Origin of the sequence: Aeromonas sp. 603404, assembly GCF_049171775.1 — a bacterium.
In the GTDB taxonomy this organism is placed as follows: Bacteria; Pseudomonadota; Gammaproteobacteria; order Enterobacterales; family Aeromonadaceae; genus Aeromonas; species Aeromonas veronii_A.
This window is the reverse complement of the sequence record NZ_JAAKPE010000001.1, coordinates 174,330-192,029: the sequence shown is the minus strand read 5'-3', so window position 1 is coordinate 192,029 and position 17,700 is coordinate 174,330. Positions and strand designations below refer to the sequence as shown.

Here is a 17,700-nt window from a genome sequence, read left to right as displayed (position 1 = left end):
GTTAGTATGCTCTTAATATTTTTGAACGTGTTAAACCACATGAAATCATCTGTGCTTTAATCTCGGGCCAGTAATCAGAAGCAATAATAACCACATCAAGTTCATTGGTGGCCTCCAGTGTAAACTTTTCTATTGGGGCATTACAAAATATAGCGCCAAATTTACTATCGTCATTATCAAAAAAACACTTCACCTTTATTTCCATGTCAGAAAAAACAAGGTCAGAATGAAGTTTTCCATAGAATTTTTTTGCACCAGAGCCAGTGCCAAAAATAGCTATTTTAATATTTCTTTTTCTTCCAAATCGATAGTAAAACTCATCTGGCAAATTTCGTTTAAATCGATACGTGAATTTCTCTGAAAATGAACTTTCAAGTAAAAAACCTCTGATTTTCGGCAAAATAACGTCAATATTATGAAACTGTTCAACATAGTTGCAGCAGCTTCTTGATTTATTTTCGAGAAAACCATATTGGAATACATCTTCAAGCATAACATGAATATCATTTCGCTGTGGGGAAGGCTCCCCAATTAGCGAGAGATAAAGACTTGAGCCTTCATCAAACTCGTCTGAAGCTTCATCAAGCCACACCCCTTTCACTAGACGACGGTATCCTTTAACACAAGAGTCTATGGCAATCACAGGTAATCCGATCATTGCAAGATGATATGCTGAGGAGCCCATTGCAACACCGAAATGATATTTTTCAGATTCAATTAGGCTGTATATATCAGATTCATTTCTCTTTCCTAAGATACGAATTTCAAGGCGTTCATGCGCAAGCTTTTTATATGATTCAACTTCATCCTCATAGAGAGCATATCCATATCCTATCAAATCAAAAAGTATATGCAGCTGAGGTTTATTGTTAAGAACAACATTCAAGCTGTCAATAAAACTCAAGATGCTTTCATTCTTGAAAAAGTCAAATCTCCCGAGCCAGAGCACCTTCATAAACTCTTCTGGAGCAGAAATATTGTACCGTATCTTTTGTGTTACGGGCTCAACAGGAACAGTGGCAGATGAGTGATGATTAAGTGGAACAGAAAAATACTCAGAATTATATTTACGATATATGTCATTGGGATACCAGATTGCATGTGCTCGATCCAACTTTAATAATAATTGGCGCTGGTAGTGCCAAGTTTCATTAATTAACTTTGGTTTGAATGCACGAGATGCGTTAAATCCAATCCCTGGCTCCCAGATACTCCAAGCTTCTGGATGCAACATCCCAGTCAATATATGAACTCTTTTATTTCCATTGAAGACATGCATAGCCCTATGCAAAACTTCAAAATATGAAGCGAGAACATATATATCTTCCCCAAAAAAATCATCAATAATTTTCTGTCCAAGTGCCCCCAGATACGATTGATTTGAAATAGAAACAAAGAAATCATCCATTTCTGGAATGATATACTTTTTTATCTTTACACTCTTGTTATCCAATAGCCCAAAAAGTGCAGAATCCTCGTATCCAACTACGGCAACGGAATCACCTAATCCAACAAGATAGTCAATAAATCTACAGTTAAATGTCTCCGCACCACCGACACTCTTATTGAAATCAAAAACAACAATGTTCACGCCGCCCCCACAACCCTGTGTTAACAATACGCCGAATAAAATTACCAGCCTTAAATAATAACTGATGCGATTAATACCATTTTTTCAAAAAATGAACAATCTATAACATATAGGAATCTCTAAAAATCAATACACTAGCTCGAACTGGTTCGTCAAGGAAGAATCAAAGGATAAATTTAAAGAGTAATTCATAAAAAATTGGAGACTAAAAACAAAAGGAAAGTAATAAAATAACTTATAATATCTATAGCTATTTATCAGTTTAAAAAAACAACTCTCCCATCAAATTTCATCAATAAAGCACGTCTAATTTCCTCTCGATAGAAATCCGATGCTATATAGACTGGTGAATTAATAGCATCTAAATCCCCCAACGTGTTAACCTTGAAGTCATTCATAGCATGCGAGTGTTCATCAACAATAATATTAATTTTTTTCCTGTGCTTGGAAAATTTTAAAATGGCCTGTCCGATATGACCAGCACCATATAGAAGTACTTCAGAATAACTATTGCTTACCTCATCGAAGATGAGCGTATGATTTAGAACATTATCCGTGAAAGGATATTGAACAACTTGGCTCAACAAATAGATGTCATCAGAGCACAACGCCATCACTTTATCAATAGAAATCAAAGGGTTATATATTATCTGCTGCGGAGAAACAAATTTATCTTCCAGACATTTTCTAGCCACTAGGAAAGCATATTGTTCAGTTGTCTGATGCTCAACGACGTCTGACAATGAGCCAAATGTATACTCACCATCAGTACCTCTCCAACCAAATACTAACTCAACGACTTCATAGTTGTTTGAAAAACAAAGTGAAATGAAAAAATCAACATTATATGTAAAAAGTCCATGTGGGGAATGCTTCATAGGCAAACAATGAATCATTAATCCATTTTTCTTTGTAATGTTATGTATTGACGCAAAAACATTATATTGATTAAAAACATGTTCACTAGTTCCAAGATTAGTTACCACATCATACTGATGAGATAACTCGAGCATCTGACTATTAAAATCGCAAAATATTGTCCCATCATAAACATCCACAGAATCATATTTTAAACCTAGGTTTTCATACATAGATTTTGTAAAATCACCATCCTGATAATTCTTTAATTCTTCATCAATTATCTCTGCCGAGTTTAATGAATAAAACTGCTGGCACCCTAACTCAATTATCGAATTAAAGTTTTCAGGAAAGTGATTCTTCATTTTATTAAACATAGCTGGCGTCATACCCATCACAGAACTCCCGTAACATATAATATGAAGTTATAAGAAAGACTTATCAATTCACGAATGAATTATATTTCACAAACAATGTAAACAAGGCTATAATTTCAACCGCAGTTATAAACTTCAAAAATTCTTCGCCTTTATTATATAGCCATAAAATATATTCATAATAGTGGGCTCGGTCATTATAATTAATATTATTTAATAACTTTTAGCCCAAAGCGTTATCTCACAAATTGAACTCATGGGACTGCAACCAGATCTCAAGCACCAATAAACCCCAAACATGATAGAAGGTCATACCGTCAAACTGGTTATCCAGCAACATCCGCAACCGGTCGGGAGCGATAAACTGATGCAGACAGAGCTGGCCTGAAGAGGCCTGCTGACGCAGTTGCGTAATCGCACTCTGTTTGGCCTGTTGATTGAACGGATCTATGCTGAAACCCTTTTTCGGCCTGTCGATCCATTCCGCCGGCAAGTAGCGTTTGGCCAACTGGCGCAACAGGAACTTACCCTGTCCTTGTGCAATCAGCTCTGACTGTGCCAAACCTGCGGCAAACTGAGCTACTTCGGTCGACAGGTAGGGCGTGCGGCACTCAAGGCTGTGCAGCATGCTCATTCGATCTACCTTGGCCAATACCAACGGCAGATAATTGGCAATATCGGCCTCACGGAGGCGATTAAGATACGGGCGGCTATCCATATCGATACGCCTGCGCAGCGCCATCAAGTGATCACCAGTACCGGACGGAATGCGACCGAACAACTGTTCCAACTGGCGATCGGCATACAGCAAGATGCGACCAGAGTAGTACTCCCGCCCAAGATGCCAGCTACGCGCCTGCATCTGTTGCTCTCTGCCCTCGGCGGCGACCAGTGTCTGCAGGTAACGGCCATAACCGCCAAACAGCTCATCCCCCCCGTCACCCGTAATCGCGACGGTGACCTGCTGACGAGCAAGCTGCGAGACCATATAGGTCGGTACACAGGAGGTGTCGGCATTGGGCTCATCCATGCGCCGCGCCAGATCACCAACCTGTTCAACAAAAGCCTCGGGACGCAGCAGTTGCTCAGTGTGTTCGGTTCCGAGAAAGTCGGCAAAAGCCCGAGCCTCCTCATGTTCGCTCTCCGGCGCCTGTTCAAAACCGATGGAGAAGGTGCGGATCGGCCGTTGCAAACGACGGGTGATCAGGGCCACCGCCGTCGAGGAGTCGACACCACCGGAGAGAAAAGCCCCCACCGGCACATCGGCGACCAAGCGGCGCGATAACGAACGCAGCAACAGATCCTCAAGCTGGTCAACCTGCTCCTCCAGCGGGCGTGACGGCATATGGTCACCGGCACAGATAAAGTGGAAGTAACGCTCTGCCTGTGAGACCGCTCCTGTCACGGCACGCATCAAGTGCCCCGGCAGCAACTTTCTGGCGTGTTGATACAGGGTGCGTTCCCCGACGGGGTGCTGGAAAGCCAGATAATGGGCGACTGTATCAACCGTAATGCGGGCAGGGAATCCTGGCACCAGGGTCAAAGCCGCCAGCTCGGAGGCAAAGACCAACAAACCGTCAAACTCGGCATAATAGAGTGGCTTCTCGCCAAACGGATCACGCGCCAGCAGCAACTCCCTGCGCTCACGATCATAGTAGGCAAGTGCAAACATCCCCTCGAGCCGGGTCAGAAAGTCAGCACCTTCCCGTACCAGGCCATTGACCAATACCTCGGTATCAGAATGGCCAGTAAATGATATGCCGGCGTCTTTAAGACGCCCCCCCAACTGAAGATGGTTGTAGATCTCCCCATTAAATACGATACAGGCTCGTTGCTGTGCATCATGCATTGGTTGATGCCCGGCAGGCGATACATCCAGAATACTCAATCGACAATGTGCCAGAACACAGCGTCCGTCATCCGACTCCCAAAGACCCCGGTCGTCAGGCCCTCGATAGGTCATCGCCTCCGCCATTCTATTAGCCTGCTGTTTCAACCACGCAGGATCATGTTGACCATGAATACTCATTATTCCGGCTATACCGCACATTTTATAACTCCCTAAAGGTAAGCCAACACATGATGTCACGCATGAGACATCATAGAATAATCAACTATCATGCGATGGCTTTTCCAGAACGAATAGCACACCAGCGACTTCCAAATCCTCCCATCCCAGTGATGCATACTCATCTGCGAAATCGACAGAGACTTCCTGAATATGCTCTCTATCATTCTTCATATATTTATCTTCAGCAACAATCCTGAAGCCACATTGTAAAAATATCTGTCGATAATCACTATAACGCAGCTGATTACCATGTAAAAAGTGGCCAGCATCACCATAATGGTCACGCCACTCTGACTTGCCTATTGTCAGGAAATCAAGTGGTCGTGAAAAATCCCGGTGGTCTCGGAGGTCAATCCAGTGAAAAGCAAAACCACCTGATGCTAATAGCTCAAATGTCTTGGCTACGAATGAATGAATATCTACAACATGCTCCATTACGGCACACGAATAGCATACATCATATTTTTCATCATCATTGAAATCTTCAAGCTTTATCTCAGGAAAGTAATTTAGTCTAGTGCCATGATGATCATGAAGATGGAATGATTCAACATCATCATTAAATACAATGTCATCATTTACCTTACATGGGACATTGAAAAGCCCCATTAAATCTTTAATCATTGAAACATGATCATTGAAAGGATATTTCCCGCTTAGTCCCGGGAATGGCTCGATCGCGGTCCACTCCCCTCCCCATCGTAATAGACTATATATCTCCACCCCAAGGGAATGACCAGAACCTATATGTAAAAATCGATTTACCGGCTTTGAAATATATTGTTTACGGCATTTCTCGAAATGATTACCAAGTGATATGTGATAAAAAACACTGCCACTGGTGTTTTTACTTCCTATTATCTCATCCACGAGCTCACGTCCAATTAGCCCTTTCACTTCCTGCTTCTCTCGATCTTTTTTTTCACTTTCCTCATCATAAGGAAAGGGTAAATATAAATCATCCAACCCCAATTTGACGAGTTGAGCACAGATATCTGAGACATGCCTCTGAAGACAAGAGAGAATAATAAAACTTGGCTTATATAGATGAATTTCATCAGGAGAGATAATAGGAAGCTCACCCTTAAACTGACCATGTAAATTTTCGTTATTATCAGCAATAGCCAATATTGAAAATCGTTTAGGAAGTCTTTTTATAAATGAATCACAAACTTCACCAGCACCGAACAAGATAACATCCATATTCCGTCTCCGATTTATTTTTTAATAGTCAGTGCCAGTGTTTTTTCAGCAAGTATACGTGGTGAATAATGCTCACTCATCTTTTCCACCAAACCAACTGGTGTTTTCTCTCCACTCCCCATTAATAATGACACTATCTTTTCAACCATCAAACCCCATTCCCCATAGGGAATCAAGTCACAAGAAAACTCTGTCAGTACAGTTTCTCTATTTCCTGGAATATCTGTCGCTACAACAGGACAACCAAGTGCCTGTGCTTCCAAAATAACATTAGACATTCCCTCATGACTGGAGGTGGAAATGAGCAGGCTGGCACAACTTAACCATTCAAAAATATTATCTTTCACACCCACGACATGAATGTTATCGCGGCACGGCTGCTGCGCAATGCAAGCAAGGACCTCTGAGCGCAATGGTCCATCACCGATTAAAATTGCATGGGTTTGAGGAAGTTTGGCAATGACAGAAGCGACAACCTCTATAAAGCGACATGGGGACTTTTCCGGAGACAGTCGCATTATCCCCATCAATATTGGGGCCGATAAATGAATATCTAACTGCTGTAAAGGCTCTTGTCCCTCAACCCGCTTGGCCATGACCGCATTTTTCACTACGGGGATGCTCGATTCAGGCAAATTTAGCCAGCGAGCATACGACTGCGCCCCTGCCATGGAGTTAACACTCAAAACGATTCCTGGCAACTCGGTCATCAGACGATAGTAAGCTGCCAACCTCGACTCATCATAAACGGCCAGGTATTCAGGAAACTCTGAGGGTGCAACACTCCTTCCAGAGATAATGATCTGTTCTACTCCCGCGAAAATTGCGGCCATAGAAGCAATGACATTACCGTCTTCTAGATAAGCGATAACCAGTTTGGGCTGAACACGTTGCATATAGTCATAGGCAGTGAGAATGCCGTGAAGCAGTCCGGGCTCAAAGAAGGGTGCCAATTGATTAGCCAACTGGTAGCTATTTTCCTCCTGCTCCAAGTTCGGCCAGCACTCACGGGCAGAAGGCACGAAGTAGAGCTCTACACCATGAGTACGCAAAAGCGCCTCCCAGTTATTAACCTCCAACCCCTTATTCTTCACCGAGATCAAATGCACTTCCCATCCCTGCTGGCGCAATCCGATGGCCAGCAATACCATCTGCCGCTCAGCACCGCCTTTGACCAAGGAGTGGATATATAGCACGACACGCTGCACTACTTGGGGCAGCCGATGTGCTCGACGCTCGCGGATCAACCGCTCAAGCTTTTGCTGCAACATCGCCGATGGCTGGCAGGTTGCCTCAACATAGGGAGTGATATAGGGATAGTCGCCATAATGACCTAGTTGCTCGATAATCTGCCCACCGAATTGCTGTAAATCTGAAAAGATGACAATGACCACCTCCTCTGCTGGGTAATTATTAAGCAGTTCTGGCCCTACAATCGGAATGCCACAGGCGAACTGACCGACTTGAGGACCGTTAAGACCATCGATGATGGCGACGAATGGATAAGGGGATTGGAGCACATGATAATAAAGATTTCCCGCCACCCCCCAGGCAATCGCCTTGCGTTTCCCGGACAGCAGTTCCTGATGCAATAACGCATCAAAAGGCAGGGCATGTTTCATCGACAGATCCAGCATGTGTCGGTTTCCTTGGAATTCAATTCAATGACAATATGGTCACATCTTGGCTGGATATAGTCGCAAAGATGTCTCGTTTTATTTCGTCCACAAAGGAGGCGGACGCGACAATCAGTACAGAACCAGATGGAATTGAGCACTCGGATAATGATATAACGTCATATCCCATCACTTGGTAGTGTCCAAAGTTGGCTTTTTTATCGATCACGGTACGGATACGGATGCTTTTTTTAATCAGTTCAGGTGCCAGACACTCAAAGAATTCTCCCGCCCCATACACTATGACTTCGGTGGCATGTTGACTTTGCATCAATTCCAGAAGTCTATCGATCGCTTGGGCATGCTTATAACGTGCATCGCGTAAGCCGACAAAATCCATCATCAAATCAGGATCCAGCCGACTCAGGGAACCTTGTGGCCAAGCCAACCAACGCTCACCATAAGACATGTTTTTACTGAACTTGCGATAGAAGGTTTCTATTCCTTCTGAGTGGATCCGCGCCAACCCGGAGGAATTAATAACCTTGTAACTACGCTCCGAGCCAAAGTTGTCTTCATGAACCAGATTACCAAGATAGTGCACCTCGCTCGATACCGGACACTCGACCAGACGCTCCATCATGCGTAAAAAAGAGATGCGCTCACTCAAATCGGATTCGGCGATGCCCAGCGACTGGTCCCATAACTGATAGGCATTAACTCCAGCCTCAAAACTCCGGATATTTTGCTGATGCTGGACACTGTAGCGGACCTCTGCCTGTCGCGGCACAACTTTCCCTTCCGCTGTGCGCCGATACCCCAGTGTGCTCCCTTCCAAACCAACGAGAACAATTTCAAAAATCTCTGGTGAACGGGCAATCTTCTTGATCCCCTTTATGGTATCGTTACGCACCGGAATAAAGGCACTGATCGGCGTGATAACGGAGTTTTTGCTGCCTCTATGGTTACAGTAGAGCAACAGACTGCTCATTGGCTGTTGCAACATGGCCTTGCTAATTTGAGAGGGAATCGTCCCACCGCCACCCAAGTCGACTAGCAGATAGGGAGCATCTCCCGTCAAGCCAACAAAATAATCTCGCATGTCCAGCCTGCTTTGCTGAATACTGCTCTTGATCTGCTCGATATTTTGCTCAAACACTTCAGCCATCAGTTGCAGACCATCTTGCCCATCGATGGCAATTTGATCCAAAAGCGCCAGTGGCGTGTCAAGAAAGGATGCCAACCTGACATCCTGAACACCAAATTCATTGAAAAAGTCACGAACGGTGTAATTGCGGCGCATCAAGGTCTGGGAAACAGCCTCTTCCACTTGGCTATCATCTATCGCGGGCAAATAGGTTGCCTTGCGTGAGGCATAACAGGTCTGACAGCGTATATCTGGGTACTGCTGTGATTGAAAATCGACCTGGCGGTTGATACAGGCAGCAAAGATCCCGCCCTCTCGCATCAGCGACAAAATGTTTTTTACCTGCAGTCGTTTGGCTGACTGCAGAACCCACTTGGCAAATGCCGTCAGGACGGGTCCAAGGATGAAGGCGCCATATGTGTAGAAAAATTGCTCCTCCTCGGAAAGCTGTTGTGGCATCGACAGGACGGCCAGCTTCCTGGCATGTTGCATGGTCGATGGCACATTTACCCGATAAACTTTCTCGTTTTCCAACACCTCAGACAGATTCTCTGGGATATCAAAATGCAATGAAGCCAAACCATGTTGCCGTGCCGACTGCACATCAGCCCTGGGATTGTCACCGATATGCAAAACTTGCTCTGGTTTCAGCTTTATCTGAGTAATTACATGGCTAAAGAGAGCGCCACTCTGCTTGGTCAACCCAACACTTGATGAAACAAACAGATAATTATAAGAAATTTCAGGGCATTTTTCTGAAATACAGTCGCGCAAAAAAACTTCTGGCAAATACATGTCGGAAATAAAAACAATCAGTTTATTTTTACGTTGTGCACGTACCAAAACTTCTTGAATAATCGGGTCTGGATAAAGAACTTCTCGTTCTACTTTCAGCTCTTCAACTTTAAGCACCGCCTTAATTTCATCACTAAAAGGCAGCTGTTCAAAAATATCATCAAAACTAATTTCTTCACCTGAAATTAGTTTGCGAGCACGAGCTTCAGCCTCGAGGCGGCAAAATCTATAATCTTCTGCCTCTATTGGCAGATTAAGACCTCTATTTAGCAACCGTCTCGCTGCTTCCTCAAAAACCCACGAGGGTTCATCACATGCACGACGCAATAATGTATCAAAAACATCCAATGAAATATGTGTTATTTTATCAATGCAAAGATACTGATCAAGAGCAGTTAGAAACTGGCTATTTTCTAGTAAATCACGCAACTCGGGAGACATCACCGCATAATGACTCATATATACCTACACATGCATCAAAATAAAAGAAATCACATAAAAAACATTCACACTCAAAAACTCGAATACTTTTGCGGAATGAAAATATCTATCTCTGCAATAGATTATATTCATTACTTATTTAAAACGGCAAAACAGGCATCGGAGACCAATCGAGAGAAATTGTTCAGCGCGTTATCCACTGCATCATCCATATCGAAATAGCGATACTCGGCAAGGCGGCCCAAAGCAATCAGTTGCGGGAACTCGGCCAATTCATCGCGGCAAGTCTGATAATGCTGTTTGGCTGCATCGGTAAACAGCGGGTAGTAAGGCTCCAGCCCCTGCCCGGCCACATAGGTGCAGGGGTATTCATAAACGATGCTGGTGCCGGGATGTTGCTGCCCCGTCAGATGCTTGAATTCAGTGATGCGGGTATAGGCCTCTTCATTCGGATAATTGACCGTGGTCACCGGCTGAAATTGAGCTTGCGGCAGATGACAGTGCTCAAAGCGCAGTGAACGGTACGGCAAGCCGTCGTGCCCCGCCGGCATCAGCTGATCCAGCATCCCCGTATAGACCAAGGGCCCGGCAAAGGGCACGCCATCCAGCAGTATCCGTTTCTGTTGCCAATCCAGACAGACGCGGGACCCCATGGGAATGGATAGCCTCACCTCAATCAAGGGGTTCGCCAAGATGCGCTCGAACATGGCGGTATAACCCTGCGCGGGCACCGCCTGCCAGGGATCAATAAAGTAACGGTCATCACGATTGACGACAACCGGCACGCGCGCAGTGACCTCGGGCGAGACCTGCTCTGGCGATACACCCCACTGCTTGCTGGTGTAGTTGACGAAGGCTCGCTCATAGATGAACTGGGCCAGCTCAGCCAGCAGAGGCTCAGCTTCCTGCCGCAGTGCCATGATGGGCACTCTGGCCCCCTCACCAAATCTGGCCTGAAGGGCCTCAATCATGGCCGCTGCCTTCTCCGCCGGAAAGCAGCGTTCAATGCTGGTCAGGTTGAACGGGATGGGCACCAACTGACCATCTATCCGTGACAGCACGCGATGCTCATAAGACAACCACTCGGTGAACTGCGACAGGTAATCCCAGACTTCCTGCTTGTCGGTATGGAACAGGTGTGGCCCATAACGATGGATCAGCACGCCGTGCTCGTCATACGCGTCGAAGCAGTTGCCACCGATATGATCGCGCTGTTCCAGCACCAGCACCTTCCAGCCAAGCTGGCTGGCCATTCGTTCAGCCATGACGGCACCCGAAAGCCCAGCGCCGATGACGATCGCCTGATAGCTCACGCTCTATCTCCAAACAGTTGCTGCATGACACGCGCGGGATGGGCCCGCTCTGCCCATGCCAACTGATGTCGTTCGTCGAAGAACCAACCCGGGGCTAGCCTTGCCACAGCATCGACCGACTGCTCGATAAGCTGAGTGAAGCGCACGACATCATCCTGCCGCAAAAAGTAGAGCGCGGCAGAGTAGTAGTGATGGGCACGCCCCTGAGCAATGATCACGGGATCAGCACCGAATGCCGCCGCATTGTCACAGGCACGCAGCAAATCGCGCAGCGACTGTTCACGACGTTCAGCCGATTTGCGGGTTTGCCCGCCAAAGCTCTGGGTATGGAAGCGATAGCGGCCCAATAATTCGGGGATAAAATCCAGCGTCCCCGGATTGTGGGAGAGGTTCAAGATATGCCAGGGATAATCGAGGATGATCTTGCACCCCTCATCGATGGCGTTCTCCATCCCTTCATAACGGCGAAACATAATGGAACTGGCATTGACGAACACCCCGAAGCGGATTAATGCCTCCCGCGTCATCACTAGTTCGAGATAGCGAGCATTGTAATAATCGCGGGTGAAGAGCTTGATCCGAGCATCGGTCTCATCATCAAACATCTCCGCTTCGTGGTAGCAAAGGGTGCAACCGGAATGCGCGTCCAGATAATCGGCCTGACGCTGCAGCTTGCCCGGCAGGGCCAGATCATCCCCGTCGACATAGGCGATATATTCGCCGTTCGCCTCTCTCAACAAGCGTTTCTGGGTTTTAGCCAACCCCATATTTTGCGCGTTCTGTAGTGCCCGTAGCCGAGGCCACTGTGACGCCAACCGCTGCATAATGGCCCAGGAGTCATCGCTCGAGCCGTCATCAATGGCGATCACCTCGAATTCGAAATCCGTTTTTTGTTCCAGCAGGCTAAGCAGGCAAGGTTCAATGAAGCGCCCGAGGTTGTATACCGGCACCAGTATGCTGATTTTCATAAGGAAACCCAGGGTTTGAGTAAAAAAGAAGCAAAACAAAGAAAATGGACAAGGCTACCGCACGGTCTCTGTCAACCTTTCCTGCCCTTCATCACAATAATTACTGCAAGAGCTGTGCCTGACCAAGCTAATTGATTGATATGACTTGATTTATGTGACCTGGCATCCACTATTCAATGCGGGCAAGCCGACGGCTACAGGCGGCTAGCATGTCGATGCCGTCCCAGAGCCATTCGAATGCCAGCGCCTGTCCCGGACTTGCCACCCTATCGATACGACAACCTGGCGATACCAGGAGCGCATGCTCAAGCTGCGTTTTATCCGGGCCAGCCCAGACAGAGGTCTGCATATCCCAAGGCTGTAGCAGCAACTCATCAAGGTTATCGGCAACAAATTCGGCGACTGTACCTCCTCCGATGTGTGCAAGCCGCAAAGAGGCGGTGGGAGTCAATAAGGTGACGCCAGAAAAGGTGTCCAGCTGCATCTGGCCATCATGGGCGGCATTTTGTTGACTATTGATAAGGCGTTCCATCATCAGGGAGGGATTATCTGCAAATGGGGCGAAGATCCCTTCGAGCAGACGACGGCGCAACGTGCTGGCGGGAGTGCCCAACCAGCAAATCGTAGTGGGTGAGGCGCAGGCTTGTTGATTGAAACGGGTAAAGTCTTGTTGCAAAGCCGCGACCACTTGCCGCCACGCAGCAGCATCCAGGTTGGCGAGCCATTGGCTATCCAACACCGCCATGGAGCGGCGATCCGGAAACACGATTTCCTGAGCGCGGGGTGAGAGCGGAATAGCCCGTACCCGGCTGATGGTTTCATCACCTCCCCAGATAATGCGAAGCCGACACCGGGCCGACAGCCAGGCGGTGATGCCCTCGTCGTGGTCATAGCGGATAAAACGGGTACGGGAGGCAATCTCTTGCCACTCGGGCAGAGAGAAGAGCTCGTTCAGGATGGCCAGCATGGCCTCTTGCACCGGGTCGATGCGCGATGAGAGACGTACCACGGACCCATTGCCCATCAGCAGCGCCATGATCCAGGAGTAGAACGCGACGGTCGGCACGTTGGAGGGGACCAGATGAAAAACCATCCCCAAGGGTGCACGCCCTGCCATGCGTTTGCGCTGTACCTCAATCTGGCGCGGCCGCAACAAAAAGCCAAAGGCGGCCAGATCAGGGTTCTCTCGCCCCTCCTTCAGCAGACGTGCAGAGAGCGCAGCCACAAAGTCGCAGATGACGGGCGCAAAGCTTGGCAACGGGCGAATGACAAAACCTTGCCAACCGCTGACGGGAGCTACGAAAGCGACTTCTGGCCCCGCTTGCCAGATGGCATCTTCTACATCTGATCGGCTCACTGGAAAGTGTCGCTGCATCCCCTCACCTCGGCGCCTTGCTGACGTCCTGATACATGGAAATAACGGCCACGACGGCCGCAGGGGCAATCATCTTCCCCCAGCAGCACGCCGAGATCCTCGGTCAGCAGGCTGTGGCCAGGATAACTTTGGGGAATGGCAGAGATCACCTGCAGCAAGCCGGGTTGGCCGACCCCGAGCGGTCGATGAGTCAGCGGATCCCGCACCAGCAGATCGGCAAAGAGGGGAGCATGAAGATGGCCATGCTCACACTCGACAAATACCGACCCCACCTGCTCCACCATGCCATAGAAGTTGTGCACCCGACTCAGCCCCAGCTGTTCATGGCAACGTTGCTTGAAAGCCGGATTATCCACCGCGAGGTGTTGCAGCTTCTTCCAGCCACCGCTGTGAAAAAGCGTGCCGTGCGTCAACGGCAGTTGCAGACCTCGCTCACGCAGCGGCTCCAGCAAACATTGCCAGACCATGAAGGTGAAGCCGAACAGCAGGACCGGCTGGCCCGCATATTTGTCACAAAACGCCTCGATGACAGGCCAGTTGGGCCGCATCTGCTCATCGAGGGCATAGGTATGGTCACGGCCAAGGAAGGAGAGCCCCAGCGCACCGGCTCCCCGAGCGGAAAAACCGCTGCGGTTTTGAATCAGGGCGGGTTGCTCCACCAGCAGCATAGGCAGCCGTTGCTTGCCGACGAACTCTTGCAGGATCTTCACCAGCACCTTGCTCTGCAACGCGGCGGTCTCCCTGTCCAGCACGATCCGTGACGGCGTTCCGGTAGTGCCAGAGGAGGTGAGCACCTTGAACACTTCTTCTTGCGGCACACTCTGCCATTGGGCCAATTTGAACAGGCGAGCGGCCAGATAGGGAAGCTCTTGATAGGTCGAGGCCTGACCCCAGCCAAACGCCGTCAGAATATTGGCAAAGGCTGGGCACCCCTGCCCATGCCGCTGCGTCAATTTATTCAGACGAGCAAGGAGCAGCCCACTTTTTTCCTGTTGGGACAGCCCGAAAACCGGCGCATCAAACAGCCTGTTCATAGCTGCTCCAGCTCTGTTAACAGGGCCGGATAATCAATCTTCATATTGCTGCGTCGTGGCAAATGATGTTGGTAGATACGCACGCTTGATGGTGGCACCATCAGCCAGCGGGCCACCTCCAGCTGTAGTGCGTCACAGGGGCACGCGTCTGCCTCGATGGCTACCAGCAGGCGATCATCGCAGCCGGTCGCGGCGCAGGAATAGCCCCTCCCCTGCAACCAGGTTTCCACTTCAGCCAAGCTCACCCGCTTGCCAAACAGCTTCAGGAAACGGTTGAGTCGCCCGGTCAGATAGAAGCGGCCCGCCTCATCACAACGAGCCAGATCTCCGGTAAAGAGCGCATCCATATCACGCCCACGCGCCAGATCTTCAGGGCGCTCGGCATAGCCAAGCATCACGTTTGGCCCTTCGTAGACCAGCTCCCCCTCCCCGTCAGGAAAGCCGGGCTCATGACGCAGAGAGAGATGCCCGCCCGGTACAGCACGGCCGATGGCATCGGGGGCAATCATCACTTCATCGTGCGCCAACCAGGCGATGCGCGGCGCCGCTTCGGTCTGGCCATACATCACGAAAAAACGACGTCCCAGTGCAGTTGCCTGCTCGGCAAACTGTCTTGCCAGTGCCGGCTCAAGTCGTCCTCCGGCCTGGGTCAGTGTCATCAGGCTGGGATAACGCGCCCAGTCAAAACGCAAGCGGTTTAGCATCTGAAAGGTAAAGGGTACCCCCGCCACGCTGGTGACCTGATAGCGATTGACCTCATCCCAGAATTGGCGCTCAAGGGGGCTGGCAGTGCATGAAACCAGAGAGGCGCCAGCCAAAAGATGGCTGTTGAGCACCGACATACCGAAGGAGTAAAAAAGTGGCAACGAGGTGATGGCACGCTCACCCCCGTTCAGCGCCAGGTATTCGGCGATGGCCGCGGCATTGGCATCAAGATTGGTTCGCGACAATCGCACCCATTTGCTGGAACCGGTGCTGCCCGATGTCGGCAGCAGCATGGCCAGCTCAGGGTGAAGTGAAGGCGCATCGCCAAGATGCGCAACTGCCCCATCCTCTAATACCCGCAGACTAACACCAAAGCGCTGGCACTGTTCACTGTGCAACCGGGCATCCTGTGCAGGATCGGCCAGCATGATGGCGTGGCCATCACGCAAGGCCAGCAAGTAGTGCAGCAGATGCAGGGTAGACGTCACAAATGGCAGGTAGACCAAATGGCGGCCAGCAGGATAGGTGGTGGCCAACTGCGCCACACGCCGAGCCAGCTCACCATAACTGAGCCACCCCTCTTGCGGGTCTCGCCAGGCGGGCTCGTCATTGTCGTCAACCAGATGGGTCAGAAAATCAGGCCGGTTCAAATCACCATCCCCCCATCGACCCCAATCACCTGCCCGGTCACATAGCTCGACAAGTCGGACGCGAGAAACAGGGCCACTTTGGCCACTTCATCTGGCGTGCCAATCCGTCCCATGGCGATGCTGGCCACCCGCTCGGCAAACTTCTCTTGCGGGATGGCATGCGCCATATCGGTATCAATAAAACCGGGAGCAATGGCATTGACACGGATCTGGCTGGCAGCCAGCTCCTTGGCCAGTGACTGGGTAATACCGATCACCGCCGCCTTGCTGCCGGCATAGCAACTGAGCCCGGCTGCCCCCACCAGCCCCATCAGGGAGGCGAGATTGATGATGCTACCGCCACCACTGCGCTGCATCATGCGGGCGGCATACTGGCTGCAGTAGATCACGCTAAAGGTATTGTTGCTGAATGTCTTTTGCAGATGGGTCTGGTTCGCCATTCCCAATAACGCCTCTTCCAGCATGCCGGCATTGTTGACCAACACGTCCAGCTGACGAGTCTGAGCAAACAGCTGCTGAAAAGCCTGCTTGACCGCCGACGGATCAGCCACATCAAAACAGAGAGGCTGGCAAGGCACGCCAAACTCGGTACCAATCGCGGTCACCAGCTGGCTCATGGTCACCTCATCACGGCCTCCCAGCCACAGTTCAGCCCCCTGAGAGGCAAACTGGCGGGCGATGGCAAGACCGATGCCACGCCCGGCACCGGTGATCAACACCCGCTTGCCCTGCAACAGCCCCAGCATCAGAAAGCGACCCCGTACTTGGCTAGGATCTCGCGCGCCTTGCCGACCGAACTCATGTCGATAATGTCATCGGTGTCGAGCAGCACGCCGTAGTTATCCTCCAACTGGGCAATCAGCCCCATGTGGGCGACAGAATCCCACTGCGGGATACTGTTGTAGGCCAGCTCATCGCTGACGCTGCCGATATCGAGACCCAGCGCCTCGGCAAAAACCTGTTCCAATGCGATTGTCATCTGAAAAATCTCCGTAGCCGCTCACGGGCGGCATAGTAATTCGCCGGCAGCAGTTCCAATGCAAAAAATCCGTTCTCTTGTCCTATCTGGCTATAACCCAGTTGTTCATTCAAGCGCAGGGCAGAGCGATTGTTCTCCCGAACCAGGGTGCGGATACAACCGATGTGCAACTCATCAAAACCCTGATCAAGCTGAGATAAGGCAGCAGCGACAGCCAGCATGGGATGCCGCACGGTTGAGTTGCCCAGATAGAGTCCCGCATCGGCGATCGCCTGACCCAGCAACTCGCCCTGAGACTCACCTTTAAGATTGACGTAGCCCGCTCGCACGTCTTTGCACCAGAGCACCCAGTGCTGCTGATCCCGCCGCTCACTGGTGGCGGTGAACCATTGGCGCTGTTGCCGTGGCGAAATACGCGTCTGGGATACCATCTGCATTCGCACCTCATCCTGATTGCGCCAACGCCGCAAAGCGGGAAGATCCCACGGCGCTATCGGGCGTAGCTCAACGCCATAACTCATCTTCAACGCCATACAGTTTCCATGACTTCCATGACCTGTCTCTCTTATCGACCACA

14 protein-coding genes are annotated in these 17,700 nt (G+C 49.5%); all 14 read right to left on the bottom strand.

The window, feature by feature from the left end:
- Position 1: 1 nt before the first annotated feature.
- The 14 genes from G5306_RS00830 to G5306_RS00765 all read right to left on the bottom strand — a co-directional run bounded on the left by G5306_RS00830 (position 2) and on the right by G5306_RS00765 (position 17,656).
- Positions 2-1,591 (bottom strand): hypothetical protein, encoded by a 1,590-nt coding sequence (locus G5306_RS00830; RefSeq protein ID WP_421312077.1) that lies wholly within the window; start codon positions 1,589-1,591, stop codon positions 2-4.
- Positions 1,592-1,848: 257 nt separating this feature from the next.
- A complete protein-coding gene (locus G5306_RS00825) occupies positions 1,849-2,847 on the bottom strand; it encodes a hypothetical protein (protein ID WP_421312076.1) in 999 nt (332 codons plus the stop codon).
- A gap of 220 nt (positions 2,848-3,067) precedes the next feature.
- Complete coding sequence (asnB, locus tag G5306_RS00820; RefSeq protein WP_129505123.1) at positions 3,068-4,876, bottom strand: asparagine synthase (glutamine-hydrolyzing); 1,809 nt, start codon at positions 4,874-4,876, stop codon at positions 3,068-3,070.
- A 60-nt stretch (positions 4,877-4,936) separates the two neighbouring features.
- Positions 4,937-6,100, bottom strand: a complete 1,164-nt coding sequence (locus G5306_RS00815) for a hypothetical protein (RefSeq protein WP_421204704.1) — start codon at positions 6,098-6,100, stop codon at positions 4,937-4,939.
- Positions 6,101-6,114: 14 nt separating this feature from the next.
- Entirely contained in the window at positions 6,115-7,737 is a 1,623-nt protein-coding gene (locus tag G5306_RS00810; protein WP_421312074.1) for a glycosyltransferase, read from the bottom strand.
- 19 nt (positions 7,738-7,756) lie between these two features.
- The gene (locus G5306_RS00805; RefSeq protein WP_421204702.1) at positions 7,757-10,117 is read right to left on the bottom strand and encodes an HAD family hydrolase; all 2,361 of its coding nucleotides are present in this window, start codon (positions 10,115-10,117) and stop codon (positions 7,757-7,759) included.
- 113 nt (positions 10,118-10,230) lie between these two features.
- Entirely contained in the window at positions 10,231-11,364 is a 1,134-nt protein-coding gene (glf, locus tag G5306_RS00800; protein WP_421312073.1) for a UDP-galactopyranose mutase, read from the bottom strand.
- 44 nt (positions 11,365-11,408) lie between these two features.
- Positions 11,409-12,380, bottom strand: coding sequence for a glycosyltransferase family 2 protein (locus tag G5306_RS00795; RefSeq protein WP_421173049.1), 972 nt, complete (start codon positions 12,378-12,380; stop codon positions 11,409-11,411).
- Positions 12,381-12,549: 169 nt separating this feature from the next.
- Positions 12,550-13,755: an acyl-CoA reductase gene (locus tag G5306_RS00790; protein ID WP_323912156.1), complete on the bottom strand. Its 1,206-nt coding sequence runs from the start codon at positions 13,753-13,755 to the stop codon at positions 12,550-12,552.
- Positions 13,734-14,789: an acyl-protein synthetase gene (locus tag G5306_RS00785; protein WP_421204701.1), complete on the bottom strand. Its 1,056-nt coding sequence runs from the start codon at positions 14,787-14,789 to the stop codon at positions 13,734-13,736. The genes G5306_RS00790 and G5306_RS00785 overlap by 22 nt, the downstream gene beginning before the upstream one ends.
- Complete coding sequence (locus G5306_RS00780; RefSeq protein ID WP_421312071.1) at positions 14,786-16,144, bottom strand: AMP-binding protein; 1,359 nt, start codon at positions 16,142-16,144, stop codon at positions 14,786-14,788. Before G5306_RS00780 ends, G5306_RS00785 begins: the two co-directional genes overlap by 4 nt.
- Positions 16,141-16,890: an SDR family NAD(P)-dependent oxidoreductase gene (locus G5306_RS00775; protein WP_227340787.1), complete on the bottom strand. Its 750-nt coding sequence runs from the start codon at positions 16,888-16,890 to the stop codon at positions 16,141-16,143. The genes G5306_RS00780 and G5306_RS00775 overlap by 4 nt, the downstream gene beginning before the upstream one ends.
- Positions 16,890-17,123: an acyl carrier protein gene (locus tag G5306_RS00770; RefSeq protein WP_144715547.1), complete on the bottom strand. Its 234-nt coding sequence runs from the start codon at positions 17,121-17,123 to the stop codon at positions 16,890-16,892. The genes G5306_RS00775 and G5306_RS00770 overlap by 1 nt, the downstream gene beginning before the upstream one ends.
- Complete coding sequence (locus G5306_RS00765; RefSeq protein ID WP_421312069.1) at positions 17,120-17,656, bottom strand: GNAT family N-acetyltransferase; 537 nt, start codon at positions 17,654-17,656, stop codon at positions 17,120-17,122. Before G5306_RS00765 ends, G5306_RS00770 begins: the two co-directional genes overlap by 4 nt.
- Between the last annotated feature and the right edge of the window lie 44 nt (positions 17,657-17,700).

What these genes read in the sequence shown, in the direction of transcription:
- asnB (WP_129505123.1), bottom strand. Translation starts at nt 4,876, where the DNA reads ATGTGCGGTATAGCCGGAATAATGAGTATTCATGGTCAACATGATCCT.
- G5306_RS00815 (WP_421204704.1), bottom strand. Translation starts at nt 6,100, where the DNA reads ATGGATGTTATCTTGTTCGGTGCTGGTGAAGTTTGTGATTCATTTATA.
- G5306_RS00810 (WP_421312074.1), bottom strand. Translation starts at nt 7,737, where the DNA reads ATGCTGGATCTGTCGATGAAACATGCCCTGCCTTTTGATGCGTTATTG.
- G5306_RS00805 (WP_421204702.1), bottom strand. Translation starts at nt 10,117, where the DNA reads ATGAGTCATTATGCGGTGATGTCTCCCGAGTTGCGTGATTTACTAGAA.
- glf (WP_421312073.1), bottom strand. Translation starts at nt 11,364, where the DNA reads ATGGCTGAACGAATGGCCAGCCAGCTTGGCTGGAAGGTGCTGGTGCTG.
- G5306_RS00795 (WP_421173049.1), bottom strand. Translation starts at nt 12,380, where the DNA reads ATGAAAATCAGCATACTGGTGCCGGTATACAACCTCGGGCGCTTCATT.
- G5306_RS00790 (WP_323912156.1), bottom strand. Translation starts at nt 13,755, where the DNA reads ATGCAGCGACACTTTCCAGTGAGCCGATCAGATGTAGAAGATGCCATC.
- G5306_RS00785 (WP_421204701.1), bottom strand. Translation starts at nt 14,789, where the DNA reads ATGAACAGGCTGTTTGATGCGCCGGTTTTCGGGCTGTCCCAACAGGAA.
- G5306_RS00775 (WP_227340787.1), bottom strand. Translation starts at nt 16,890, where the DNA reads ATGCTGGGGCTGTTGCAGGGCAAGCGGGTGTTGATCACCGGTGCCGGG.
- G5306_RS00770 (WP_144715547.1), bottom strand. Translation starts at nt 17,123, where the DNA reads ATGACAATCGCATTGGAACAGGTTTTTGCCGAGGCGCTGGGTCTCGAT.
- G5306_RS00765 (WP_421312069.1), bottom strand. Translation starts at nt 17,656, where the DNA reads ATGGCGTTGAAGATGAGTTATGGCGTTGAGCTACGCCCGATAGCGCCG.